The sequence below is a fragment of the Singulisphaera sp. GP187 genome, from assembly GCF_900129635.1.
Classification (GTDB): Bacteria; Planctomycetota; Planctomycetia; order Isosphaerales; family Isosphaeraceae; genus Singulisphaera.
Genome location: NZ_FSRB01000001.1, coordinates 1,736,367 through 1,761,571, shown reverse-complemented (window position 1 = coordinate 1,761,571; position 25,205 = coordinate 1,736,367). Strand labels below are relative to the sequence as shown.

Sequence of the window (25,205 nt, the reverse complement as noted above, 5' to 3'; positions counted from 1 at the left end):
TCGCGTACATTGTCGGCGCGCATCCATTCTTATCGAATCGGCCACTCACACTGCAGCGACGGGGTGACGCTGGCTGCTGCCTGCCGCGAGAGATTTCCATGAGCCAGGAGACTGCCACGAGGCCCGCTGGAACGGTGCGACCCACAATGGAGATCCCGCTCCCTCCCTTGCCTCCCCACTGGCGGTCGCTCGGCCGTGCCTTCGTTCACCAGGCGAGGGCCAAATGGGGCCGACCCGCCCTCAGTGATAGCACGGGGGCCAGCCTGACTTATGGGAAAACCTTCATCCGGGCGCTCGCGTTGGGACGAGTCCTGGCCCGCAAGCTGGGGCCCCACCCCTATGTTGGCCTGTTCATCCCACCGACCGTCCCCGCCTCGGTCGCGAATCTCTCCCTGACCCTTTGGGGGCGGATTCCGGTCAACTTGAACTACACGGCGAGCGAGTCCTTGATCAACTCGTCGATCGACCAGTGCGGGATCACGCACGTCGTCACGTCCGAGAAGGTGCTCGACAAGTTCAAGATCAGGCCGAAGGGGGAGCTCGTCCTGCTCGAGGACATCCCTAAACAGGTCACACTGGCCGACAAATTTTGGGCGGCGGCCGTCGCCAAGCTGGTTCCGATCTCGCAGTTGGGCCGGTTCCTCCCCGGGCTCCAGGCCGAGAATCTGGACGATACCGCCACCGTCATCTTCACGTCGGGATCGACCGGAAACCCGAAAGGGGTGGTGCTCTCGCAACGCAACATCCTGACCAACATCCATCAAATCGACCGACATTTGAACATTCTTCCCGACGAGAGCCTCCTGGGCATCCTGCCCTTCTTCCACTCGTTCGGGTTCACCGTGGGGATCTGGACCGTCTTCTGCCTCGGCAAGAAGATCGTGTACCACTTCAACCCGCTGGACGCCAAGACGATCGGCAAGCTCTGCGAGACGCATCAGGTGACCTTGATCGCAGGGACGCCGACCTTCATGCGCAGCTACCTCCAGCGGTGCGATCCCAAGCAATTCGCGACCCTCGTGCATCTGCTCCTCGGCGCCGAAAAGCTCAAACCGGAGCTGGCCCGCGAGCTCCGCGACACCCTCAAAATCGAGCCGATGGAAGGGTACGGTTGCACCGAGCTCTCACCGGTCGTCTCGTTCAACGTCCCGCACGACAAGGTGTTGGCCGACGGTCGAACCGTCCCCGGGTTTCGGGAGGGAACGGTGGGTCTGCCGTTACCAGGCACCTCCATCAGAACGGTCGACCCCGACACGGGAGCGGATCTGCCGCAAGGGATGCCCGGGATGATCTTGGTCGCGGGCCCGCAGGTCATGGTCGGCTACCTGAACCAACCGGAGGCCACCGCCAAGGTGCTCAAGAACGGCTGGTATCAAACGGGCGACATCGGCTACGTCGATGACGATGGGTTCCTCAGGATCACCGACCGGCTCAGCCGATTCTCGAAAATCGGCGGCGAAATGGTCCCGCATATGGCGGTCGAGTCGGCGATCCAGGAAGCGACCGGAACCAATGAGTTGCACGTGGCCGTCACTTCGCTGCCCGACATCAAGCGAGGCGAACGGCTCTGCGTGATCCACACTGCGCTCGGGATCACGCCCCAGGAGGTGAGTCGCAGGCTTACCGCCGGGAGCATGCCCCGGCTCTGGATCCCGGCGGCCGACGACTTCGTCGAGGTTGAGGCCATCCCGATCCTCGGATCAGGCAAGGTCGACCTCCGCCAACTGCGCGAGATCGCGCAACAGCGGTTGGCAAAGTGAGACGAGTGGCCCCGCTCGCCTGGAGAATTTCGCTCGCCTGAAAGAATTCCGAACGGCACGGGTCGGCGATGTCGGACCGCGGATTCGCGCGGGATACCGACCTCGTGTAGAATACGACAGTAGAGGGCGGCTCTCGTCCCCCTTATTGTCTCATGCGCTGATCGTCTCGGAGAATCTGATGGAGGTCGTCCTTCGGGTCACATCGGGTCCGCACGCCGGCCAGGAACAATTCCTGAGCGACCGCGACTCCTGTGTGGTCGGCCGATCGTCGCAGGTTCGCTTCTCGATGCACGAGGATCGCCTTCTCTCGCGCGAGCACTTCCGCGTCGACCTGAGCCCGATCCATTGCACCCTGGAAGACATGGGGAGCACGAATGGGACGAAGGTCAACGGCCGCCGGGTCGAATCGAGCGTTCTTCGTGACGGTGACGTCATCACCGCCGGCGACAGTGCGTTCGTCGTTCAGCTCGAACGAAAGACCGAGCAAGGCAAGAGCCTGATTCATTGTCTCGGGTGCGGTCAACCGGCTCCCGACATCGGCCCCTACGCCACCTTGACGGACGACGTTCCGGGCGCCTGGCTCTGCTCCCCCTGCTCGCAGCGCCGGAAACAGTTTCCGACCACGGATCCCGACTATCTGATCGAGCGGCAGATCGGGAGGGGCGGCATGGGCGAGGTCTTCCTCGCCCGCCAGCTCTCGATCAACCGGCAGGTGGCCATCAAGATGATGGTCCCGACCGGGGCCGCCAGCACCAAGGCGAGGGACTATTTTCGGCGTGAGATGATCATTCTCAAGGATCTCTTAATGCCGACCGGCCAATGCCACCCCAACGTCGTCGCCTTTTACGACATCCTCGAAATCGACGGTCAATTCCAGCTCATCATGGAATACGTGGCCGGGAAGAACGCCATGGAGTGGGCTGGGGGATTATCCGCGCCCCTCACGATCGCGACCACGGCCAGGATTGGCCGATTGCTGCTCTCCGCGCTCGAATACGCCCACTCCCGCGGGTACGTCCATCGCGACATCAAGCCCTCGAACCTGCTCGTCATGGGCCCGCCGCAACGTCCGCAAGTCAAGCTTTCCGACTTCGGGCTGGCGAAGAACTTTCGCGAGAATAACGGTTTTATCGGCCTGACCCACCAAGGAGACATCGGCGGATCCGTCGGATTCCTCTCCCCCGACCACATCCGCGACTTCCGCGACATCAAGGAAGCGGCGGACATCTATAGCGCGGGGGCCACACTCTACTACCTGCTGACCTCCCAATACCCCTACCTCAACTTCGATCCCAAACGAGCCGACGCTTACTGCATCATTCTCGAGAACCCGTCAGTTCCGCTCCGGGCCCATCGCCCCGATGCGCCTGAAGGTCTCGAGCGAATTTTGCGGAAGGCCCTGGAAAAGCAGCCGCGAGACCGCTGGAAATCCGCCGCGGCCATGTCTGAGGCGCTCCGCCCCTATCTCGATAGCGCTGGCTGAGGTCCGTCCCTGGTTTGGTCTCGCGACGAGAGGTCCACGGGCGCTCCGCCGTTGCGCGACGAGTCGGGGCTTCCTCGCTTCTGGGGGATTGGCCTCCGATGTTTTTTTGATTAAGATGACTGGTCTCTCAAGGGAACGCGATCTGGTCCCACCCCGCATCGAAAACAAGAGTCTGAACTCCAGGTTGCGAGCCCCTTTTTTCTTGCTCTTTTTTTCTCCGTGCTTGGGTTCGTGAGCTCGGGACAAGACAGGTTTTATTGGTTGCGAATCAGTGTCACGCCGGCTTTGGGCTCTGATATCCCCCTGATGACTTGTTCTTGGGCCTCATCCTTTGTTCGACTTTAATCCAATCACTATGGCGAATCTTGGAAAGGGCTCGGGTGTGTTGGAGCGTCTTGGGACAGTAGCCATTATTGGCGTCGGCTTGATTGGTGGGTCGATCGGGCAGGCCCTACGTTCTCGGGGACTGGCCGCTCGCGTCGTCGGGATCGGACGCGACCCGGCAAGACTGGCGGAAGCGGTTCAGCTCGGTGCCATCGACACGGGGACAACCGAGTTGGCCCGGGGAGTGGACGGGGCCGAGGTGGTCGTGGTCTGCACGCCCGTCACCCGAATCGCCGATGACGTCCGCGACGTCGCGGAGTTCGGACCTGAGGGGGTCTTGATCACCGACGCCGGCAGTACGAAGCAGCGGATCGTCGCGGCGGTCGAACTCGATCCGCGCTCGCGTGCTTGCTTCGTCGGCGGGCACCCGATCGCCGGGTCGGAGCGCAAGGGAGTCGCCTCCGCGGCCCCCGACCTGTTCGACGGCAAAGCCTGCATCCTGACGCCCACCGAGAATACTCCTCCTGAACGGCTGCAACGGGCTCGAGACTTCTGGAGCGGCCTCGGGTGCCGGCTGATCGAGTTGTCGCCCCGCAAGCACGACTCGGCGCTGGCCCTGACGAGCCACCTGCCTCATGCGGTCGCCGCGGCCCTGGCCGGATCGATCCCGCGCGAAACATTGACGATGGCGGCGGGCGCCTACCGCGACGGGACCCGGGTTGCCGGCTCCGACGGATCGCTCTGGGCCGGTATCTTTCGGGAAAACCGGGCACCCATTTTGGAATCGCTCAAGACGTTTCGCGACTCACTGGCGGGCCTGGAATCGGCCCTCGAGGCCGACGACGAACGGGGAATCATCGCCTGGTGGGAGCACGCCAAGAATCGGCGGGCCCATTTCGATTCCCTGAATGATTCCGGGAGCTTGAACCGTTGAGGACGCCCCCCGATCGGACCACGATCCGAGCCACGCACGAACACCGCCTTTGGAAACTTTGGTTGATTTGATGAGTCCATTGACACCCCAACGAGGATAAGCGTCCCGCCTTCGCGACCGACCCGGTCATTGCCGATCCTTTTGAACCTTGATGTCACTCGCCTCGCCACGCCGGCCGGCTCAATCGCCTCAACGCGACTGGACCACTGGCACACGACCCGACGCCCGGAACGAGCGAGATCCGTTCCGGCCCGGAGAGTTATCGAATTCCCAAGCCTAGTTTTGATAGGCGAGACGAGTTTCTCTCAACCCAGGCGTTATGGATCCTTTTAGGGACAAGAACGTTACCCATATGTTATGGCACTTACAAATTGATCCTGCTGCCGGTAATACGGATCGCGAAGGATCGCGACTGGCGGCCGAGGCCGCCGAACTCGGGCTCCCTGGCCCGTGGCGGATCGCGGCCAGCCGGGGCTTTCTGCTCGAAGGGTCGCTCAATGGCGACGACGTCCAGCACGCCGCCACGACGCTCCTGGTCGACCCGATCGCCGAGACCTACGCGATCCGTCCCAGCGGCGAGGCCGTGGCCGGATCGGGAACGATCGTGCACGTCCTGCCCAAGCCCGGCGTGACCGATCCCGAGGCGGAAAGTGCCCTGGCCACGCTCCAAGCCCTCGGATTTGCCGTCGAGAGCGCACGGACGATCCGGACCTACCGGATCGACGGGCCGGCCGATTCGCTCCCCCGGCTGATTCAACGGGTCCTCTCCAATGACGCCGTCGAACAGGCGATCGTCGGCCCCCTGTCGCTCGACCGGCTTGGCCAAGGCCATCCCTATCGGCTCCAGCGCGTGGAAGTGCCGATCCGGACGATGAACGACCCCTCGCTCGTGACACTGAGCAAGGAGGGGCAGCTCTACCTGAGCCTGGAGGAGATGCAGTCGATCCGCGCCCACTTCACCGAGCTCGGACGCGACCCGACCGACTGCGAACTCGAGACCCTGGCACAAACCTGGAGCGAACACTGTTCGCACAAGACGCTTCGGGGGCTCATCCGGTTCGAGGATGAGGTGATCACAAACCTCCTCAAGAAAACCATCTTTCAGGCGACCCAGATCCTCAACCCCGACTGGCTCGTCAGCGTCTTCGCGGACAACGCGGGGGTCGTCCGGTTCGATGACGCCTTCGACGTCTGCTTCAAGGTCGAAACCCACAACCATCCGTCCGCGATCGATCCCTACGGGGGAGCGAACACCGGCCTGGGTGGCGTGATCCGCGACCCGATGGGAACCGGGCTCGGCGCAAAGCCGATCTGCAACACCGACGTCTTTTGCGTCGCGCCGCCCGACTTCCCCCCCGACCAGCTTCCCGCCGGCGTGCTTCATCCCAAGCGCGTTCTGAAGGGGATCGTCGCCGGGGTCCGCGACTACGGCAACCGGATGGGCATCCCGACCGTCAACGGCGCACTCGTCGTCGATCCCGATTACCTGGCCAACCCGCTCGTCTTCTGCGGCACCATCGGGCTGATCCCGCGTGGCCTTTCCGAGAAGCATGTGGAACCGGGCGACCGGATCGTCGCCATCGGCGGCCGGACCGGCCGGGACGGCATTCACGGGGCCACCTTCAGCTCGGCCGAGCTGACCAGCGACAGCGAAAGCATCTCCGGAGGCGCGGTCCAGATCGGCAACGCGATCACCGAGAAGATGGTTCTCGATGTGATCATGCAGGCGCGGGACCGGGGGCTCTTTCGGTCGATCACCGACTGTGGCGCGGGGGGGTTCAGCTCGGCGGTCGGCGAGATGGGCGCGGAGCTCGGCGCCGTCGTCGACCTCGATCGTGCTCCGCTCAAGTACGAAGGGCTCTCGTATACCGAGATCTGGATCTCCGAGGCCCAGGAACGCATGGTCCTGGCCGTTCCCCCGGAGTCCTGGCAGGCGCTCGAAGCGTTGTGCGTCAGCGAGTCGGTCGAAGCGACCGACCTCGGCGAGTTCGTCGCGACCGGCCGCCTGACCCTGCGATACCAGGACGAGACGGTGGCCGACCTCTCGATGGATTTCCTCCACGAGGGGCGACCGGCCGTCGTCCGTGACGCGACGTTCACCCCGCCGCCGGCGCTCGAGATCGCGCTGCCCGACCGTGCGGACTACACTTCGGATCTGGCCAGGATCATGGAGTCGTGGGACGTCTGCAGCAAGGAGTGGATCGTCCGGCAATACGACCACGAGGTGCAGGCGCGAACGGTCGTGAAGCCGCTCGTCGGCGTGCAGGATGACGGGCCCGGCGATGCCTCGGTGGTGCTCCCGGTTCGCGGCTCGACGCGGGGCCTGGCCGTCTCTTGCGGGATCAACCCGCGCTACGGTCGGCTCGATCCGTACGCCATGGCCGGTTGCGTGATCGACGAGGCAATTCGCAACTGCGTGGCCGTCGGCGCTGACCCGGACCGGATCGCCTTGCTCGACAACTTCTGCTGGGGCAATACCGAGCGTCCCGAAACTCTCGGATCGCTCGTTCGCGCCGCCCAGGGGTGCCTTGACGTGGCCGTCGCCTACGGCACGCCATTTATTTCAGGTAAAGACAGCCTTTACAATGAATACACCCATGAAGGCAAGAGCCGGGCGATCCCGCCGACGCTCCTGATCAGCGCCATGGGGCAGGTCCCTGACGTCCGCAAGTGCGTCACAATGGACCTCAAGAAGCCAGGGAACCTCCTGTTCGTGCTCGGTCAAACCCGGCTCGAGCTGGGGGGATCGCACTGGGCGATGGTCCAAGGGGTTGAGGGGGGCCGGGTGCCCCGCGTGGAACCGGCGACCGGCCGACCGCTGTTCCAGCGGCTTCATGCCGCGATCGACCGCGGTCTGATCCGGAGCTGCCACGACCTCAGTGAAGGGGGCCTGGCCGCCGCGCTGGCGGAAATGGCCCTGGCGGGCGGCTTGGGAGCAAACGTTCAGCTTCAATCCGTGCCCCGCACTCAAGACGCCGCGCACGATGCGGCCCTGTTGTTCTCGGAATCGCCCACGCGATTCGTTCTCGAAGTTCTGCCTGAGAACGCCCCCGCTTTGACCGAGCTCTTCGCGGGCTTGCCCTTGGGGCAAATCGGCGAGGTTACCGGTGAATTGGATTCGTCTCCGGCCCGATTGACCGTTGTGGGACTTGGCGCGACTCCCGTGATCGATGCGTCTGTGTCCGTTCTGAAAGAAGCCTGGCAACGTCCTCTGCGTTGGTAGAGGAAAGGCAAGCACACTTTGAACATGGAATTTTGCGAACAAACAAGGACTCAAAAAATGCTTCGGTTCGTCACTTTCGTCGACGGCTCGAATCTCGACGGTGTATTGAAACATTTAAACTTGCGAGTCGATGACTACGGTTCGTTCTACCGGCACGTGTTCGAGCAGAGCGTCCACTATTGGGGCCGAACCTTCGCCGAAGGGTCTCCCTGGCCCTCGGCCCAGCACTCGCGAATTTATTGGTATGTTGTTGGTAAGATGGATGAGTGGGACCTCAACGATCCGAAAGCGGAGTCGCGGCTGCGGAGCCGGTTCGAGCTCAATCCGCGGCTGAGGGACAGCTACCTCGAGGACGTCAGCCGTCGCCAGCCCGACTTGCCCGGCGAGCGTCAGATTGAAGAAGCCTGGAACCTCTGCTTCAACGAGACGCGCGAGTGGTACGAAGGGAAACGGCGTGCTCTCGAGCGTAAGAAGCGGTTCTATCACGGCGTGCAAGCCGCGACCGACTTCGTGGAGATTCGCCAGGAAGGGCATTGGAAAGTCGACCTGCTCCACCACACCCTCAACGAGAAGGGGCTCGACACGAGCCTCGCCGTGGACATGGTGGCGCTCCAGGACACCTACGACATCGCCCTCTTGATCTCGGGCGACGCGGACGGGATCCCGGGGATCAACTACGTGAAGGGACGCTCGAAGCACGTCGGAGTGGCGGAGTTCCGCCGAGGCGCTCCGGCCGACTTCCCGGCGAAGGGGGCCTCCTCACGGCTCAAGATCGCCGCCGATTTTGTCGTCCAGGTCTACGAGGCCGATCTGATCCGGCGCAACCTTGCCTATCGGGCCGAAGTGGACTACCCCGCGACATCCTACTCCCCCAACGAGGGTAATTACTGACCGTTCCTCACCGCCCCCTCGGGACATTCGAACCAACGAGGGGGCTGAGGGCCGTCGTCTTCGACTCAGGATGCTTTCCCCATGGCAAGTCCCCGCGTGATCGTCCTCCGCGCTCCCGGCACCAATTGCAATGAAGAGACCGCCTTCGCCTGGGAGCAGGCAGGCGCTGAGGTAGAAACCTGGCACATCGCCCGCTTGCTGGAAGACTCCCAGACCCTCGGCCGGTTCCAGATTCTGACCATTCCCGGCGGGTTCTCATACGGCGATGACCTGGGAGCGGGCCGAATCTTCGCGACCCGACTCGGCACCGTCCTCAGTGACGCCTTGCGCCAGTTCCACGAGCGCGGCGGCCTGATCCTGGGCATCTGCAACGGCTTCCAGGTCCTGGCCCGAGCCGGGCTCCTCCCCGGTGGGCCGTCGCCAACCCAGGCCACGCTGACGCAGAACGAATCGGGCCGGTTCGAGTCGCGCTGGGTGCGGATGCAGCCTCAGCCCGGCCTCTCCCCGTTCATTACCGACGCGACCCCCATCGAACTTCCCGTCGCCCACGGCGAAGGCAAGTTCCTCCTGGCCGATCCTAAAGCTCTCGCAACGCTGGAGGCCGCCGGCCAGATCGTGCTGCGCTATGTCGACGCCTCCGGCGCGGTGACCGAGGAGTATCCGGCCAATCCCAACGGAACCCCGGGCGCAGTGGCCGGCCTTTGCGACCCGACCGGCCGAATCTTCGGATTAATGCCACACCCCGAGCGATTCATCGACCCCATCCACCACCCCCGATGGACCCGACGCGAACCAGGCTCGGCCCCGTCGTGCGATGGCCTCCGCATCTTCCAGAATGCGATCGCATCACTTCGCTAAATGCCGTCCGGCGTTGGAATGTCGAATGCCTTCGAAACGAGAGTGGGGAGCGCAAGCTCCCCATTTTCGTTTCTACACATCATGCCTTGGCAAAACAAACGCTCGCCCCCAAGGGCGAGCGGGGAATGTTAGCTCCCTGTCTGCTTGCCAATTCCCAACCCAAGCGACGAAACCAGGAAGTCTATGCTCCCCGACTGCGGATCGAGTCGCTCACGTCCTTGTGGTGATCAGCGACGATATTCGGGCGGCTCGCAGGCAACTGCGACGAGAGATACCCGTCGATCAGTCACCCACGAAATGCCTGACATGCGGGATGAGGGACGGTTGTGGGCAGGCGACCATCGGTTAGCACTGTCCTTCGCCCTGTTCGAGCGTCCACCAATCAATTAGACTCTTTAAGCTGATTATGGCGACGAACTGCTGTCGAACAGCGATACCATTCGATCTCTAACGAGGCCAGAGGATGACAAAAGCTTCTGATAACGAGTCTCATGCCCTCTCTCCAGACTGGTGGACAGCCGTTGTAGCAATTCTGCCGAAGATCAAAAACCCCCTCCAATTGGTGGGGTTCCTTTCCCTGCTGGGCTCGTATCTCGCGTACCGCGAGATACCCCAACAGTTAATTCCGGGTGCGCTCATCGCCGGAATTGTCGGAGGCGCCATGCTCTTTCTTGGTATGGTCTTCCATCTTAGTGAAAAGAACAAAGAACTTCAGAAGCCAATTTTCATAGTTTCAATTCTAACTATTTATTGTCTTGTGGGATTCGCCTTTTTCGTCACGGCCCTTCGCTATCTCATCCCTGCTACTCTCCCCCCAACCCATTCCGGTCCCAGCGAACCTTCTAGGCCCCTGCCCGATGACATCGATTTCGTCGATGCTGAATTCATTGAGGAAGCCAATCCGGATCCGCGAGGATCCACCCTCGACATCAGGTTCACCAATCAGGGATCCAAGACCGCTTTCGTCAAGCAACTCGCCCTCGATGTGAAGCGGGTTTGGCATCTCAAGCAGCCACCGACCGGGGCGGGAGCCGTAGTGGGACCCTCTGCCACCTATCAGGTCAAGCTCGAAGAGGAGAAGGTCCCTTACGAGGCCAAGGTTAGGGTATCAAATTCCGTCGAGAGCGGGCAATCCGATGAATTTCATCTTCTGATACGAGACGTCAGGGAATGGTCGGAAGTATATACGATCTATCGATTCAGCCTGGTACTGATTTCGAACAGCAGTGATCATCGCACACCGTATAAGAAGGACTTCCTGGTCTTCTTCAGCGAATACGGCAATTCATTCCCAACTGTCCAAGAAGCCCTGCGAATGAACCAACTCCAAAGGATGCCGCCCGAAACGGTCACGCAGATCCTCGAAGCCAATCGCTCCACGCTGCGGGAGATCGCGACCCTGAAGGATTGCGTCATGAGCCCGGTCCTCCGGAGCTTCATCGAGTCGGCGGGAAGGCCCTGACTCGCATCGCGGCAGTCATAGCCAGGCACTTCAAAGGAGGGACTTGGGGGATTTAGGGGAAACAGCCGCCGAACGGGTCACGATTGGCCAGGCACCCAAACTAAACAAAATCGGAAGTCTAGATGATTCGACTAGACCGCCATTCTGCCCAAATCGCTCACCCCCCCCCCAACTAAGGTGCCTGGCGACTTTGCTCATTTGTCGGGTGGCGGTCGGCGCGGAAAGGTCACAGCCTCACAGCGTCCGGATGGAGAGCGAAGCGAGCGATAGGAGACCAGAGGCCGCGACGCGGGTGAGCAGCACGGCGCAAGGCGAACCAAGCAGGCGACGGCCATCGCCCAACTGACCTTCCGGAACGCCCCCGATGGAGAGGCCACGCATTCGATCGTTTGCAAGCCGCTCGCCCATTGCCGACTACGCCGTTTCGGCCTATCTTGTTAGCATTAATCGGCTTAAGAAGTCCAGGGTTGAGGGTAAGCCAGATGTTCGACCGCTCGGATCTGAAGAATGTCCTTGTCTATGCTTCGATCTTTATCCTCATCGTGTCAGTGCTGATTCCCTGCTTTGTTCCTCACACTGGACAGGACTGGCCGCCCACCCTGGGCGACTGGGGTGACTATCTTGGCGGTATGGGGACCCTTTTGGCTCTGATCTGGGCAATTGGCGGATACTTCTACGTTCATCTTGAGAACCGCGAAACCCAGCAGGTTATCGAAGACCAACTGGACATCAATCGCAGCTCCGTCGGTGCCTTAACCCAGATCGCCGCCAAAATGCAGGCCGAATTCGCGGAAGCAGTCGATGCGGCAACGCCGCGGTTTGTCAGCCTTGGTAGCCTCGCCCCGACTCCCGACCCTACGAACCGGTTTGTCCGGGCCATCTCCCCCACTGGATATATCGAGTTGCGTAACGACGGCGCGGGCGTGATGATCCATTCGGTAGAGAGTCGGCTCGGAACGTGGAAGATCCAACTTCAGAAGACGGGGTTTATCCGGCACGGGGAGCAACTGAAGCTTCTCGTCGAGACGGAGAAAAATATCAGGGCGGGAGGACCGATTCAAGCGATCATCCGATTCGAGAATCGCCTCGCCATGCACGGTTGGTTCGAGGTCAAATCCTCGGCTACCGCTGAAGACATTCAGGTTGGTGATCCGGTTATGGGCGAGCCACCGGCAAAGGAAGTGACCGCGTAAAACGTCGTCGAATCGCCTCCAACTTCCGCTTGCGCTTCCTGCACGGGGAGCGGAAGGGAATAATTCGGTGTCAGATCATAATTAATCCTGATGCTGTCTGAGCGACCGCAGAGAACATCGAGAATAATATGATCTGACACCGAATTATTCCCAAGGGCGAGCGGGGAGTGTTAGCTCCCTATCTGCTGGCCAATTCCAAACCCAAGCGACAAAGCCAGGGTGCTCACTTACCAGCGTCGAGCTTGGTGTGGGCTTCGGCCAGGTCGTTGGAGATGGCATCGTCGGGGTCGAGCATGGGTGTACCCACGTCTTTGGTTGGGAGACTGGGGCAATTGTAAGGTGGGGCCAGCTAAGGGGATAAGTGGACGGGTGGGGGGGGGGGGGTCGGGAGCATTGGCGGAGTTGGTTGATCCTTTGGAGGTGACAAGGGGGCTTCACAGCAATGAAGCGTTCTGAGAAGAGTCTGCCATTGCGATAAGCGAGGATGGTCGGATAAAGTCAGAGATGTTAGGCAGCGGTGGCGGCATTTGAGGCGGGGTGACACGTGACCCGAAACGAAGCAATAAAAATATTAGCCGACAAATATGAGAATGAAGGCTACATGCTAGCTTTCTATCCTTATCATGAATACGCCACATTTTTTGATGTTCCTGATATTGATCTAATTGCGACAAAGGGACCTGAAGTCTTAGCGATTAGTATCAGACTCCACGACGGCAAGGATGAGGAATCGCAAGTTACGGTGTCAGGCAGGATTCGCTTAGATTACAGTTTGTCGTTGCTCAGAGAAGCGGAAGGCCTTTTGAGTCCGCAATCTCAGCGCGCCGCCTTGTTGATGTCATGGATAGCATTCGAAGCGGCTGCAAGAGAAGTACTAAAGGAAGAATTGCCTCGCAGCACATTCGCGCCTGGAGTACTTAACGAACTTCTGAGCAAGAATTTCATCAATCGAAGTCAATTTGAGATGCTCCGGCATGCTAGACACGTCCGGAATATGATTGTTCACGGCATTGAATCCGACGAGTTATCGCCAGAGATCATTTCGTTTTTGCTGGGATTGGTCCGAAAACTCAAACATCCCCAATTGATGGAGCAACTGCAATTTCATGGCGGCGCATCCGCTACAATTATCAGAAAGGGTGTTAACCAGAATCCGCGGTTGTTGAAACAAGTCGAGGTTGCGACCAGGGTTCTGGGCGAAGTTCTGGGTGCATCCCGTAGTCTTGTCTCAATGGACTGGGATCAGGGCGAAGATGGCCAAGGCCAGCCAATTGTTATCCTCAAACTTTCTGATTTCACTGGCACGGTTGCGGCCACATTCACGCCAGAAGAATTAGTGGATGAAGTCCACATGAGAACTCGGCTTTATGGGCTTTGGGGCGATCTTCTCCAGATTCGTAATAAAGAGCGATTGGAGCGAATTACGGGGAAGAAGGGGGACGCTTAAATTGCCTTTCAGCAAAGCAGAAAATGAGAGAGTCTCCGAGATCGAATCGCTTGCAAAAGGCCTCTCCCAGGAATTGGAAGCCTTTAAAGGTCTTGTCAAAGGCCTTGCCCTAGAGCGCCTCACAGTTGCATAGCATACGCCGCACGGTCCTGGAACCATCCGGCGATGTTTTCGTGTGCGTCCGGTGAACCCCTTCTTGTGGCCCATGCTACGATCGGAGCATGGCCGAAAGGGGGTGAACGATGGGCCGAGTGGCAGGATCGAGAAACGGGCGGGAGCCGTACTGGCGGCTGGTTCTGGCCCGGTGGAAGCGGAGTGGACTGTCGGTCCGGGCGTTCTGCCTGGCCGAGGGCGTGAGTGCGCCGTCGTTTTATTGGTGGCGGAGGGAACTTCAGCGGCGCGACCAGCCCAAGCCCGCGTTTCTTCCTGTGCATGTGCTCGCCGACAAGGCTGAGTCGCCCGCCGGGAGCATCGAGGTCGTACTGGCCAACGGACGCTGCTTGCGGGTCGGGGCCGGGTTCGACCCCCAGACCCTCGTGCAAGTCGTTGAACTGCTCGAAGCCGGAGGACGGTCATGGTGAGCTTGGCTCCGACCGTCCGGATCTGGCTCGCGGCGCAGCCGGTCGATCTGCGAAAATCGTTCGACAGTTTGGCGGCCCTGGTCCGCGAAGGGCTCCAGGGCGATCCGCTCTCGGGAGACGTCTTCGTCTTCCGCAACAAGGCCGCCGATCGCATCAAGCTCTTGATCTGGGAAGAGGACGGATACGCGATCTGGTACAAGCGATTGGAAGCCGGCACCTTCCGCTTTCCGCCGACTCTGGAGGCTCAGCCACGCCTCGAGGTCCGCGCCGCGGACCTCGTCATGCTCCTCGAAGGGATCGACCTCTCGAGCGTGAAACGCGGCAAACGCTATCACCGACCCGTCCCCAGAGCCACGGTGTGAGTCCCCGGCCGGCCGCGGTGTTTTTCCGAAGAATCATCGAATAATATAAGGACCTCATACGTCTAAGAGGGCATGAGCGCAGACGCCCGCCCCATCACCCCTGAGACCCCTGCCGATCCCACGGCGACGTTGCCCAGTGACCCCGCCTTCCTCCAGCAGATGATCATCGAACTGCTCGCCGCCCTCCGCGACACACGGCGTCAGAACGAGGAATTGCAGCATCGCCTTGACCTCCTCTTGCGGCGGATCTACGGCCCACGCACCGAACGCTTCGACCCCAATCAGCCGCTGCTCATCCCCGACGCCTTCGAGCCGCTCGCCCCGGAACCGGAACCCGCGGCCACCGGCGACGCGGTCCCACCCGAGTCCGAACCGGGAGCGACCCCCGCGAAGAAGGCACGCCCCCACGGCCGCAGGCCCTTGCCCAAGGACCTCCGCCGCGAGCCTCGGGTCTATGAGTTGACCGAAGCCGAACGCCGCTGTCCGCAATGCGGCGAGACCCGGGCCCAGATCAGCGCCGAACGCAGCGAGCAGCTCGACTACGTGCCGGCGACCCTGTTCGTGGTCGAGCACGTGCGCTGCATTTACGCCTGCCCGCACTGCGAAGGTCAAGTCGTCACCGCCGGCAAGCCAGCCCAGCCGATCTCCAAGGGCTTGCCTGGACCGGGATTGCTCGCTCATGTGATCACGGAAAAGTATGCCGATCATATTCCGCTCCATCGCCAGGAACGCCGCCTGGCCCGGCAAGGGGTGGAGCTGTCACGCTCAACCCTCTGCGACTGGATGGCCGGCGCCGCCCAAACTCTCAAGCCGCTCTACGACCTGATGAAGACATTGATCCTGTTGTGCGGCACGATTCACACCGACGACACCTCGGTGAAGCTGCGGGACTCGGAGCGAAAGATTAAGGCCTTGGCCCGGCTCTGGATCTACTTCGGCGATTATCTTTATCCTTACAATGTTTTTGATTTCACGAGGAGCCGCAAGCGAGACGGTCCGAGTCTGTTTCTCAAGGGTTTTCGCGGTTATTTGCAGGCTGATGCCTTCAGCGGCTACGACGGCATCTACGCGGGCGGCAACGTCGTGGAGGTGGGTTGCAACGCCCACGCCCGCCGCAAGTTCGTCGAGGCGCAGAAGACGGACCTGGCGCGAGCGAGTACGGCCCTGGCCTACTACCGCCAGCTCTACGCGATCGAGAAGGAGATCAAAGCGGAGCTCGCCAAGCTGCCCGAGGACGCCGACGAGCCGACGCGGGCCGCGATTCGGCTGCGGGTCCGCCAGGAGCGGGCGGTGTCAGTTTGGGAGCGCCTCGAGAAGTGGCTGAAGGAGGAGCGACCGCAGGTGCTCCCCAAGAGTCCGATGGGAGGCGCAATCGGTTACATGGAGAACCACTGGGAGGCGTTGAAACGGTACACCAGCTCGGGCTACCTTTCGATCGACAACAACGTAGCCGAGCAACACATGAAAACGATTGCGACTGGACGAAAGAATTGGCTTTTCACCGGCAGTGAGACCGGCGGGAAGACGATGGCTGTGTTATTCAGCGTGGTGTCGAGTTGCCAGCGTCACGGTCATGACCCGTTCGTCTACTTGCGTGACGTGCTGTCCCGGTTGCCGACCCTTCCCAAAGAGAATCTGGCCGACCTTCTCCCCGATCGTTGGTCGCCTCCCCAAGTCGCCGATCCTCCGGCGACCCCAGAGGGTCCCATCGCCGACGGTTCCCCGAGCTGACAACGGCTCCCGCCGGCACTCGAAACGCGGCACGCTCCCACCGCGGAGTTCGGGCCAGGCTCGACACGGGTTGAAGAGCGCGTCGCGTCTGCTGACGCCGGATCATGACACCGCGTGGGGTTCCAACCGACGGTCACCAAATTGGCCAAGGCCCCTCGGCCAATTGCCAAGGGGGACGTGGTCCGCCGGACGCACACATGTTTTCGGGGGTGACGTCATGCAAGGCCGAACCGAACGCCGCATAGACCGTCTCCTTCGTTCGCGCCGCCGCCGACCTCATCGCACCCTTGACCTTCGAAAACATCTCCTCAATCGGTGTCAGGTCCGGACTCCACGGCGGCAACGGCACCACCTCCGCTCCGGCCGTCTCGACGGCCTCGATCGCATCTTCCGACTGGTGCGGCTTGAGATTGTCCCAGATCACCACGTCCCCCGACTTCAACTCCGGGACCAACACCTGTTCCACGTAGGCCTCGAACACGTCGGTGTTGGTGGCGCCCGGGAAGGCCAACGTCGCCGTCACCCCGGAGAGGCCCATCCCGCTGGTCAGCGTGATCGAATCCCAGTGCCCGGGCGTCGTGGAGTAGACGCGTTCTCCCACCGGGGCGCGGCCGTAAGTCCGGGTCATCGCCGTGTTGGCCCCGCATTCGTCCACGAAAACCAGGCGTTTCGGGTCCACGCCAGCGAGTCGCTCGCAGAATTCGCGCCGCTGCTCCTGGACGTCCGGGCGGTCCTGCTCCTGGGCACGGGGCACCTTCTTCTTGCGCGGCAGCCCCAATTGGCTCAAGGCGCGCGAGATGGTCATCAGGCAGCACGAGAGGCCGAGTCGTTGGCGGCATTCCTCGAGTGTGGCATCGGGTTGCTGGCGGATCAATTCTCGAAGCCGTTCCAAGTCCTCGGACCCGAGCACGGCGGGGTTGCCACCGCCGTGCGGTCTGGGTTCGACCGAGCCGGTCGTGCGATGGAGTTGGAGCAAGCGTGTGACGAAGGAGATACTGACCAGGAACCGTTTCGCGATCTGGCGTACCGACCCGTCACCGCGCTGGATCGTCTCGAGGACCCGCAGTCGGAGATCTTGAGAATAGGGTGTCATCGGCCACCTCCTAACTCAGATCTCCTTTCAAATGGCGTGCCATCCAACTGTTAGGCGCTCTAGAGAAGGCAGATATTAATAAGACTGTCACGAGCCAAACAACGAGCATCGCTGTCCACGAACACCAACTGAAAGAACTTACAAGCTGGAAAGACGGTTTTGGCACAATAAACGACATTTTAGTGAAATTAGCAGTTATGCAAACCAATATCGATGATGTGCGTAGACGGCAAGATGAGGAGAAGAAGCAAAGGGACGAGAACGGCAAGTATTTGTGGGGAGTCTTGTTGCTGATTATAGGTGGAGCAATCAAATGGGGTTTTGATCAGTTTAAGCTCTTCAAATAACACATCGCCTCCCCTGCTCCGCCCACAGAAGCGGCTCCACCCAAAACGGTACGGACGCGTCACCCTTCCCCCACCGGCGAACCGTGCGGACGTTGAGGTGTGTGCCGTCTGGCTTCTTCAGGAAGCGGGCACAGCCGATCTGCCAGCCACGCTTCCCGAAGAGCTCGATGCAAAGGGAGCGGAAGTCGTCGGGGTTCATGCGGCTCCCGCTTTGCGATCCAGATACCGCTCGACCAACTTCCTCGGACGAGAGAACGACCGCGCCGTAAGTCCTCATAGCCAATCCTCACCCAACCTCACGAAAAAGGCGTCCTTGCCCTCAATTTGGGCGGGAAGTCCCATGGTCAGATTTGAGGCCAGTAGCAGAGAGTCAACACGGGGATGACGAGCGTAGCGGCACAATTGCCGGTAAATTTCCTTCTTCCTGACTCCTTTGAGTTTCAGTTCGAGCCCGATGCCCTCGACCAGGAAGTCGACGATGTCCGATTCCGTAAGACGGACTTCGCGCTCGTAGGCGATTCCTGCCGCCGTCAGGAGCTGCTCCACGTCCGCCTGGGCTCGCTTCTCGTTCAAGAGGTCGATTCTTGCAGTGCGGAGCAGGTTGATTACCTCGGAGATCATCCTACCACCCTCACGACCGCCGGGCCTCATTGCCCGTGCGGAGCCGAGAATAGGGCAGGTTGTCCGGTTTGGTCAAGGATTATTCGATTCGCTGGCCCCCCCGAAGTGCCAGCATCCCAGATCGCCCTCCATTGTCTTCGTGGGGCCCGACCTCGCCCACCAGGTCAACCTGCGGGATACCATCAAGATGACCGAGACCGTCAATCTCATGGCGGCCACACACTTCGGCCTCTAGTTCGCGGGGCAGAGCGTCGTCATCCGGGAAGTTCGGACACCCGTCATCGGCGAATTGCATAATCTGGTAAGCTTCGGAATCGTCATCTGCGCGCATAGCGTCCACCTCTCGCCCGGCCACGCCGGGCGGCTGAAATTGGCTTCGTGGATCCTGCCGGAGGAGTCCGCCCCCTGGCCCACCCGAATGATTCGGCGATAGGGTTCAGGGGTCGAGGGGAATGGCCAAGATAGCCTGAGATCGTTGAGAAATCGCGGACTTTACCGGGTATTGTTTGAATTGGAATGCGATATCAATTTCATTTAATCGAAAACGCCAAATTGCCCATTTTCACATTTTTGCGCCGATTTTGCATTAATCATTCTCTTTGATTCTCGATCGGTCTAGACCGCACTCGCCAATTTTGGCGTCGTCTAACAGTGGCTATTGCCGCAAGCTTTTGTCCCATGGACCAGGTGTCCATTAGGGGCTTCTATGAACCGAGGCTCGGGATCCCGCTGGCTTCAACGAACGGCTGTCTTCGAGCAGGGCTTTTCACCTGCCCGCTTCAATCCCGCGTCCTTGAGGATGGCGTGATACGTCTTTTTTCGGGATAAGCTGTTGTCGAACGAAGAATTAACCTGCCGCACGGCGGGATGGGCGAGATGCCACCTCTCTTGACGTAACTCCGCGAGACCAGAGAGAATGGGCGTTTTCCACTGGAACCGTCCAGCAGAGGCTTCGATGAGCAAGTTCGACAAGGGAACGAAAGAGTTTGCCAAGAACGTCGCTCACGCAGCGGCTTGGATGGAGAGGCGATACGACGGCTCGAAGCATTGGTGGAAGTCTTGGGTTCTCACCGAGAGGCATACCAGCGATCCCGACGGCGGGCGGCCTGTTTTCGACCCTGAAATGGCTCAGGCGATCTTCAAGAACCTCAATGATCGCGGCCTTTTGGCAGGCGAGGATATAAACGGCGACAAGTTTCCGACCGACGAGCCAGGCGAACCAGTCTTCTATATAAACTTTGATCGGGAGGGCTGGGATAAAGCAGTCAGTGACGGGCGACCGATCTATGGACGTTTTCGGAAGCTTAGGCGGTCCTGGCATATCCTGCTTCTAGGAATTGCCATTGGTCTTTGCATTGACACAATCAAAGACATGATTAAAGATAAAATTACGGCTGGTATCGAGAAAGTGGAACAACGAGCTGAGAAGGCGATTGAGGCGTCCAGCAAGGTGAAGCACAGGGAAGAGAAGAAAGCCGGGCCACTTCCAGAAATGCCTAAGCACGAATCCAGCATTAGGGCTTTGGACAAGAGCGATCCAAAGTCTAAACGCTGAACCCATCGGATTCAAAACGGAACCCCATCCTCTTCGGGATCGCAAACCACCGGCAACTCCACGCTGGCGATCCGCTCCCCCTTATCCAGCCGCTCTTGTAGCACGCGGTCCACGAACCCGCCTACGCCGTGCTCCCAGGCCCTGGCACGCTGGACGCGGAGGTACGCTGCGGAATCGCCGTCAAAGTAACGGTCCACGGTGGCCCGGAAGCCACGCTTTCCAATCTCCTGCATCCAGGTGCGGCCACGCTTCTGGTCGCAAAGCACTTTAAACCCCAGTCCACCTATCCCCATGCGCCACCCCCAACTTACAATTACTCCGTCTCCCAAACCCAAGACGCGGGTACTCCCATGCACGACCCCGACGCGTTCTCCAACGACCTAACCGAAGCCCACGCCAAGATCGACGCCACCCGGAAGGCGTTGCATACGGCAGTCATGGCCAGGCACTTCAAAGGAGGGACTTGGTGAATTTAGGGGAAACAGCTGCCGCGCTGCCAGCCCCAATTCACTACCAAGTACCCCGGCTATACCCAGTCTTAGGTGCCTGGCCGCCGATCCTCCGCGGCGATGACCTGGGAGCGGGCCGAATCTTCGCGACCCGGCTCGGCACCGTCCTCGGTGACGCCTTGCGCCAGTTCCACGAGCGTGGCGGCCTGATCCTGGGCATCTGCAACGGCTTCCAGGTCCTGGTCCGAGCCGGGCTCCTCCCCGGTGGGCCGTCGCCAACCCAGGCCACGCTGACGCATAACGAATCGGGCCGCTTCGAGTCGCGCTGGGTGCGAATGCAGCCTCAGCCCGGCCTCTCGCCGTTCATTACCGACGCGACCCCCATCGAACTTCCCGTCGCCCACGGCGAAGGCAAGTTCCTCCTGGCCGATCCCAATGCCCTCGCCACGCTGGAGGCCGCCGGCCAGGTCGTGCTTCGCTATGTCGACGCGTCCGGCGCGGTGACCGAGGAGTATCCGGCCAATCCCAACGGAACCCCGGGCGCGGTGGCCGGCCTTTGCGACCCGACCGGCCGAATCTTCGGATTAATGCCCCACCCCGAGCGGTTCATCGATCCGATCCACCACCCCCGATGGACCCGACGCGACCCAGGCTCGGCCCCGTCGTGCGATGGCCTCCGCATCTTCCAGAACGCAATCGCATCACTTCGCTAAATGCCGTCCGGCGTTGGAATGTCGAATGCCTTCGAAACGAGAGTGGGGAGCAAAAGCTCCCCATTTTCGTTTCAACACATCATGCCTTGGCAAAACTAAGTTTCCACCCTCATCGCCCGTACAGCCCGACTTTACTCGCTGCGTACGTAGGGTGCGATAAAAGTCCGCATCGCGTCGAGCACTTGGTCGCCGCCCGTGGCGAAGAAGTCATTGTGGCCGGCGTCTTCCACCGTGAATCGCATGACCGGGGCGCGAGCGGCTTTCGCCAGGCGATCGGACATCGCGTGGGGGATCAAGGTGTCGCGGCGACCGTGACCGAGCAAGATCGGGCAGGTCACCTTGGCGATCTTCGTCTCGTTATCAAAGCGGTGTCGCAACAGGAGCGACGCGGGGAGGAGCGGGAGATTGCGCCGAGCCATCTCGGCCATGCTGGTGAAGGTGCAGAACGCGATGACGCCTTGGACCTTACCGCGCGAGGCGAGGTCGAGGGCAACCGCTCCGCCGAGCGACCAGCCGGCGGCGATAATCTTGGAGGGATCGACGTCCTTGCGACTTTTCAAGTGAGCAAGTACGGCATCGGCCGTGGCCTGACAACCCGCTTCGGAGGCTTTGCCGCCGCTCATTCCATAGCCGACGTAGTCGGGTGCGAGCACGTTGACGCCAAGCCGTCGGAAGTGATCGACCTGGTCGATGGCGTCGCTTAGGCACATCGCGTTGCCGTAGAAGTAGATCAGGCTCGGGCACGCGGCCGCGTTCGGGTGGGGTTTTCCGTCGGGGGTCAGCGCCGGGGCAAACAGGGCGACGACGCGGTCGTCATGCGTGGTGGTCAGCGTGACGATTTGTTCGTCGGGACGTGCTTTCACGAGGGTGGATGGATCGCCCTGACGCTTGGCACCCGGGAAGATCAGGTCGACCTGAATCGCGAAGAGCATGACGCCCACACCGATGTAGATGGTGACGGGGAGGCGGAGCAGACGGCGAATCCTCCGGATCAAGCCTGGGGCACGGACGGGCTGCCTCGGCTCCGACTCCGGCTCGGGACTCATGGAGGATGATTCTTGCTCGGTCGTTTTCATGAAGACCGATTCTACCATGATGGGGGAAGCTCCCGATATCACGAAACGAAAGCCACGGCGCGGAGTGGCGCCGTGGCTGGTCGGGATCGGGTCAGCGGAACGCGTCGTTCGGCCGGTCGGTTGATCCAGCCGAAAGACGCGAAGCGCTCAAAGTCCGCTGGCGAAGCCCTGTCCGGACTCGCGGTCGGAGGCAACGCCCTCGACCGAGCTCTCCTTGCGAGGGGGGACGTGGGGCCCGCGGAGCACGGACTGATTGCCCCGGGTATGCTGGGTGTGGCCCCGGAGCGGACCGCGACGCAAGGGGGGCTCGCCCACGGCGCCGATGGCGCCCGGTGCGGTGCTTTCCAACGGCACTTCGTATTCGCCGTCGAGGTCATCATAACGCGAGACGTAGCCGGGCATCTTGGCACGTTCGAGTTCGTCGGCATAGGAGGCAAGGACAGCGCCTTGGATCTTCTCACGGCACATGGAATTGATCGGATGCGCGATGTCGGCGTGCAGCTTGGCGCGGCCGTCGGCGTCACGGATGGCTCGATTCTCATCCAATCGACTGCCACACTGGTTGCAGAACCGGCTCCGCAAGTGGTTCTTCGTTCCGCAGTGGTGGCAACGATCGGTCAACTTGCGGGAAGGCATGGCGACAAAGAAGCCCTTGGCGCCCTCGATGATCTTGAGGTCACGAATGACGAACATGTCATCGAAGGTGATGCTACAAAAGGCTTGCAACCGCTCGTTGCTGCCCGAGTTGTCTTCCATGAGCTTGATGCGGACTTCGGTGATCTCCACAGCCGGTACTCCTTTACGAGGCGTTCTCTGCTGCTCTAGGGCCGCAGGATACGACCCGGACTCGTCCTAGTCCGAGCGTTTCAAGGTGCTGGGCGGCGGCGAGTGCCGCGCCTTGGTTGCGACAAAGCCCAAAGTAGGCTGAGCCGCTCCCGCTCATTAGGTGCCCGTCAAGTAACGGGCCAAGGCTCGCCAGGGCGTCACGGACCCGCGTCAATGCGGGAGCGAGCGTCTCGGCGACGGGTTGGAGCCGGTTGAATAGGCTCTGTCCCAGGGCAGCCGGCCGGTCTTCGACCAGCGATTCGACAACCGGCCCGATCGGCCGAGGCCGTTCGGGCAGTGTCAGATTTCGGTACACGTCGGCCGTGCTCATGCCAATCGGCGGACAGACCAGGACGAAGTGGAGCGGCCTCGTCAGAGTCAAGGCTTCCACGTACTCACCCCGACCTCGGCAAAGGGCGGCCGGACTCTTCCGGAAGAACGCCACATCGCTGCCAATCTCCCCGGCCAAAGCATCCATGGCGCCGGGGGGGTCCGCAAATTCCAGAGCCGGTCTAGGGCCACCAGAGTGGCAGCCGCGTCGCTCGAGCCGCCCGCCAGTCCAGCCTGTGCCGGAATAGCTTTGCGGAGCTCGATCGACGCCCCGTGAGGGCATCCCGATCGCTCCCGAAGACGCTCGGCTGCCTTGACAACCAAGTTGTCGCGGCCAGTCGGGAGGGTGGGATCATCGCATCGGAGCGTGATCTTCCCCGTGGGGTCATCGGTCAAGATCAAGGTGTCATACAGGTCCACGGCAACCATAATCGATTCGATCTCGTGGTAGCCGTCGGGCCTGCGGCCCAAGATTTCCAGAAACAGGTTCAACTTCGCCGGGGCGAGGACTTCCACGCCGCCGGCGATGGGACGGACGATCATTGAACTTTTGTCCAGAGTTCGGCCGTCATGGCAAGACTGAGATCCCGCGACGAATTTGGTAAGCGGTCGTTCCGGAAACCCATTGACCTGTCCTGAGTTTCGTCAATCGGCGTTTCCGCCGAGGTGGGCTTCGGAGCGACTCCAACCGCATCCGTCTCGAACTGCGGATCTTCTATCCCGTTCCAGAAATCATCGCAAGCCGAAAAATCCTTAAAGTCGAAAGATCCGGGCGACCGGTACCCCTCCCGCGCGGTCGGGAGCAGGCCCCGCCAATCGCTAATTCTTCTTTGGCTTTCCGGGACCGCGGGAAGGACCCGACAGGCGGCTCCGCCGTCCCGCGATCAGGGCCTCGGCGATGTTCCGGAGCGACTGCGCCTCGTTCGGCAGACTGAGCGCTTCATAACACTCGATCAGACCGTCGATCGCATCGTAAAACGGGCGATTCGCATCCCGATGTTGCGGGAGACACCCATGGAAACCGGGAGGAAAGGCCCGCTCGGCCAGTTCGAAGGCGTAGCCGAAGTGCCCCCGGGCCAGCGTCGCGTCATTGAAGTCCTCGAGCGCGATCCGCCCCAGCGCCACGTGAACCCACATATTGTCGCCGCACCCCTGCAAAGCGTACCGCAGCGCATCGCGGGCCGCCTCGGGATCGCCGGCCTTGCGGCACTCGATCCCCTCCTCGTAGTCGAGCTCCATCTCAACAACACACTTGGGATGGTCGAGCTCGAAATCCTGGCCCTCGCCCCCCATGAGACGTTTCAGGCGAAGTCCGCCACGTCGCTTCGGCCCCGGGCTCGGCCCTCCGCCGGCCGGTTTGTGACTCCCCTGGCCAGGTCCGCCAGGTCGCTTCGGCGGTCGACTCTCCCCTGCCCCTTGATCCGACATCGTTGCCCCTTGCCCCTTCGTTCGCCCTTGCACCTGCGTCCGGTCGATCATTCTGCACGCCAATGCTTCCAGCATATCGTCCCCCACCCCAGGCGCGGAGTCCTCCCCACGGCCCCAAGTGGCCGAACCAGGCCGCTCGATGGCCCACCCCGCGGGCGTTTCAACAAGCCGTACGCCTCGAAACCATTGACGATCCTCCCCCCAATAAAACTCCCTCTTTAAACGTGTGAGCCCTTCCCCAACGAGGCCCTACGGAGCAAGCCCTTTTTTTTGGCATGCCCGCACAGCTTAAAGGCAAACGCCGGTTTGACGGCCGGGAGCCACTCCCTCGGGTCGACAAACTTAACTCGTTTCCATGAAATCGTTTACAAACCAATATTTCGATCATTTCGGTCTCTGGCATTCGATCTGCAAATAGTGCTGGCGATGATCGAGTCAGGGTCGTGCCTAGCTCATCAATCAGCTCCGAAAAAGACGCCACGCTCATCCGCTTTCGAGGGGATGCGACGCGTAACGAGA

At 61.1% G+C, this 25,205-nt stretch carries 22 protein-coding genes; 14 read left to right on the top strand and 8 right to left on the bottom strand.

Going from position 1 to position 25,205, the window contains the following annotated elements:
• Positions 1-98: 98 nt before the first annotated feature.
• From BUS42_RS06975 to tnpC, 12 genes are all read left to right on the top strand, one after another.
• Positions 99-1,760 (top strand): AMP-binding protein, encoded by a 1,662-nt coding sequence (locus BUS42_RS06975; protein WP_074306300.1) that lies wholly within the window; start codon positions 99-101, stop codon positions 1,758-1,760.
• 178 nt (positions 1,761-1,938) lie between these two features.
• The gene (locus BUS42_RS06970; protein ID WP_074306299.1) at positions 1,939-3,243 is read left to right on the top strand and encodes a protein kinase domain-containing protein; all 1,305 of its coding nucleotides are present in this window, start codon (positions 1,939-1,941) and stop codon (positions 3,241-3,243) included.
• 382 nt (positions 3,244-3,625) lie between these two features.
• Entirely contained in the window at positions 3,626-4,501 is an 876-nt protein-coding gene (locus BUS42_RS06965; RefSeq protein WP_254053353.1) for a prephenate dehydrogenase, read from the top strand.
• A 352-nt stretch (positions 4,502-4,853) separates the two neighbouring features.
• Positions 4,854-7,724, top strand: a complete 2,871-nt coding sequence (gene purL, locus BUS42_RS06960) for a phosphoribosylformylglycinamidine synthase subunit PurL (RefSeq protein WP_074306297.1) — start codon at positions 4,854-4,856, stop codon at positions 7,722-7,724.
• 57 nt (positions 7,725-7,781) lie between these two features.
• Positions 7,782-8,615 (top strand): NYN domain-containing protein, encoded by an 834-nt coding sequence (locus BUS42_RS06955; protein ID WP_074306296.1) that lies wholly within the window; start codon positions 7,782-7,784, stop codon positions 8,613-8,615.
• Positions 8,616-8,696: 81 nt separating this feature from the next.
• Positions 8,697-9,473 (top strand): phosphoribosylformylglycinamidine synthase I, encoded by a 777-nt coding sequence (purQ, locus tag BUS42_RS06950; protein ID WP_074306295.1) that lies wholly within the window; start codon positions 8,697-8,699, stop codon positions 9,471-9,473.
• A gap of 463 nt (positions 9,474-9,936) precedes the next feature.
• On the top strand, positions 9,937-10,935 hold the full coding sequence (locus BUS42_RS06945) for a hypothetical protein (RefSeq protein WP_074306294.1): 999 nt from the start codon (positions 9,937-9,939) through the stop codon (positions 10,933-10,935).
• Positions 10,936-11,417: 482 nt separating this feature from the next.
• Positions 11,418-12,128, top strand: coding sequence for a hypothetical protein (locus BUS42_RS06940; RefSeq protein WP_074306293.1), 711 nt, complete (start codon positions 11,418-11,420; stop codon positions 12,126-12,128).
• 544 nt (positions 12,129-12,672) lie between these two features.
• Complete coding sequence (locus BUS42_RS06935) at positions 12,673-13,575, top strand: hypothetical protein (RefSeq protein WP_143206264.1); 903 nt, start codon at positions 12,673-12,675, stop codon at positions 13,573-13,575.
• Between the two features lie 242 nt (positions 13,576-13,817).
• Complete coding sequence (gene tnpA / locus BUS42_RS06930; protein WP_074306291.1) at positions 13,818-14,156, top strand: IS66 family insertion sequence element accessory protein TnpA; 339 nt, start codon at positions 13,818-13,820, stop codon at positions 14,154-14,156.
• Positions 14,150-14,518: an IS66 family insertion sequence element accessory protein TnpB gene (gene tnpB / locus BUS42_RS06925; protein WP_074306290.1), complete on the top strand. Its 369-nt coding sequence runs from the start codon at positions 14,150-14,152 to the stop codon at positions 14,516-14,518. The genes tnpA and tnpB overlap by 7 nt, the downstream gene beginning before the upstream one ends.
• Before the next feature lie 72 nt (positions 14,519-14,590).
• Positions 14,591-16,249, top strand: a complete 1,659-nt coding sequence (gene tnpC, locus BUS42_RS06920; RefSeq protein ID WP_074306289.1) for an IS66 family transposase — start codon at positions 14,591-14,593, stop codon at positions 16,247-16,249.
• 133 nt (positions 16,250-16,382) lie between these two features.
• On the opposite strand, the gene BUS42_RS06915 is transcribed toward tnpC, so the two are convergent.
• Complete coding sequence (locus BUS42_RS06915) at positions 16,383-17,342, bottom strand: IS630 family transposase (RefSeq protein WP_074306288.1); 960 nt, start codon at positions 17,340-17,342, stop codon at positions 16,383-16,385.
• Positions 17,343-17,962: 620 nt separating this feature from the next.
• On the bottom strand, positions 17,963-18,262 hold the full coding sequence (locus BUS42_RS06905) for a hypothetical protein (protein WP_143206263.1): 300 nt from the start codon (positions 18,260-18,262) through the stop codon (positions 17,963-17,965).
• A 1,003-nt stretch (positions 18,263-19,265) separates the two neighbouring features.
• On the opposite strand from BUS42_RS06905, the gene BUS42_RS06895 reads away from it, so the two are divergent.
• On the top strand, positions 19,266-19,865 hold the full coding sequence (locus tag BUS42_RS06895; protein ID WP_143206262.1) for a hypothetical protein: 600 nt from the start codon (positions 19,266-19,268) through the stop codon (positions 19,863-19,865).
• An 11-nt stretch (positions 19,866-19,876) separates the two neighbouring features.
• Here the strand turns inward: BUS42_RS06895 and BUS42_RS06890 are convergent, their stop codons facing one another.
• Entirely contained in the window at positions 19,877-20,158 is a 282-nt protein-coding gene (locus tag BUS42_RS06890) for a hypothetical protein (RefSeq protein ID WP_074306283.1), read from the bottom strand.
• 173 nt (positions 20,159-20,331) lie between these two features.
• Between BUS42_RS06890 and BUS42_RS06885 the strand changes: the two genes are divergently transcribed.
• Positions 20,332-21,027 carry a phosphoribosylformylglycinamidine synthase subunit PurQ gene (locus BUS42_RS06885; protein WP_254053352.1) on the top strand — a complete coding sequence of 232 codons (696 nt, stop codon included), beginning with the start codon at positions 20,332-20,334 and terminating at the stop codon, positions 21,025-21,027.
• A 131-nt stretch (positions 21,028-21,158) separates the two neighbouring features.
• Here BUS42_RS06885 and BUS42_RS06880 read toward each other — a convergent pair whose 3' ends face one another.
• From BUS42_RS06880 to BUS42_RS06865, 5 genes are all read right to left on the bottom strand, one after another.
• Complete coding sequence (locus tag BUS42_RS06880; protein WP_254053351.1) at positions 21,159-22,121, bottom strand: alpha/beta hydrolase; 963 nt, start codon at positions 22,119-22,121, stop codon at positions 21,159-21,161.
• Positions 22,122-22,250: 129 nt separating this feature from the next.
• Positions 22,251-22,889: a SpoVG family protein gene (locus tag BUS42_RS06875; protein ID WP_074306282.1), complete on the bottom strand. Its 639-nt coding sequence runs from the start codon at positions 22,887-22,889 to the stop codon at positions 22,251-22,253.
• Between the two features lie 13 nt (positions 22,890-22,902).
• Complete coding sequence (locus tag BUS42_RS44830) at positions 22,903-23,319, bottom strand: 4-(cytidine 5'-diphospho)-2-C-methyl-D-erythritol kinase (protein WP_254053350.1); 417 nt, start codon at positions 23,317-23,319, stop codon at positions 22,903-22,905.
• Positions 23,307-23,801: a 4-(cytidine 5'-diphospho)-2-C-methyl-D-erythritol kinase gene (locus BUS42_RS44825; RefSeq protein ID WP_254053349.1), complete on the bottom strand. Its 495-nt coding sequence runs from the start codon at positions 23,799-23,801 to the stop codon at positions 23,307-23,309. The genes BUS42_RS44830 and BUS42_RS44825 overlap by 13 nt, the downstream gene beginning before the upstream one ends.
• A gap of 276 nt (positions 23,802-24,077) precedes the next feature.
• A complete protein-coding gene (locus BUS42_RS06865; protein WP_254053348.1) occupies positions 24,078-24,737 on the bottom strand; it encodes a tetratricopeptide repeat protein in 660 nt (219 codons plus the stop codon).
• Positions 24,738-25,205: the final 468 nt, after the last annotated feature.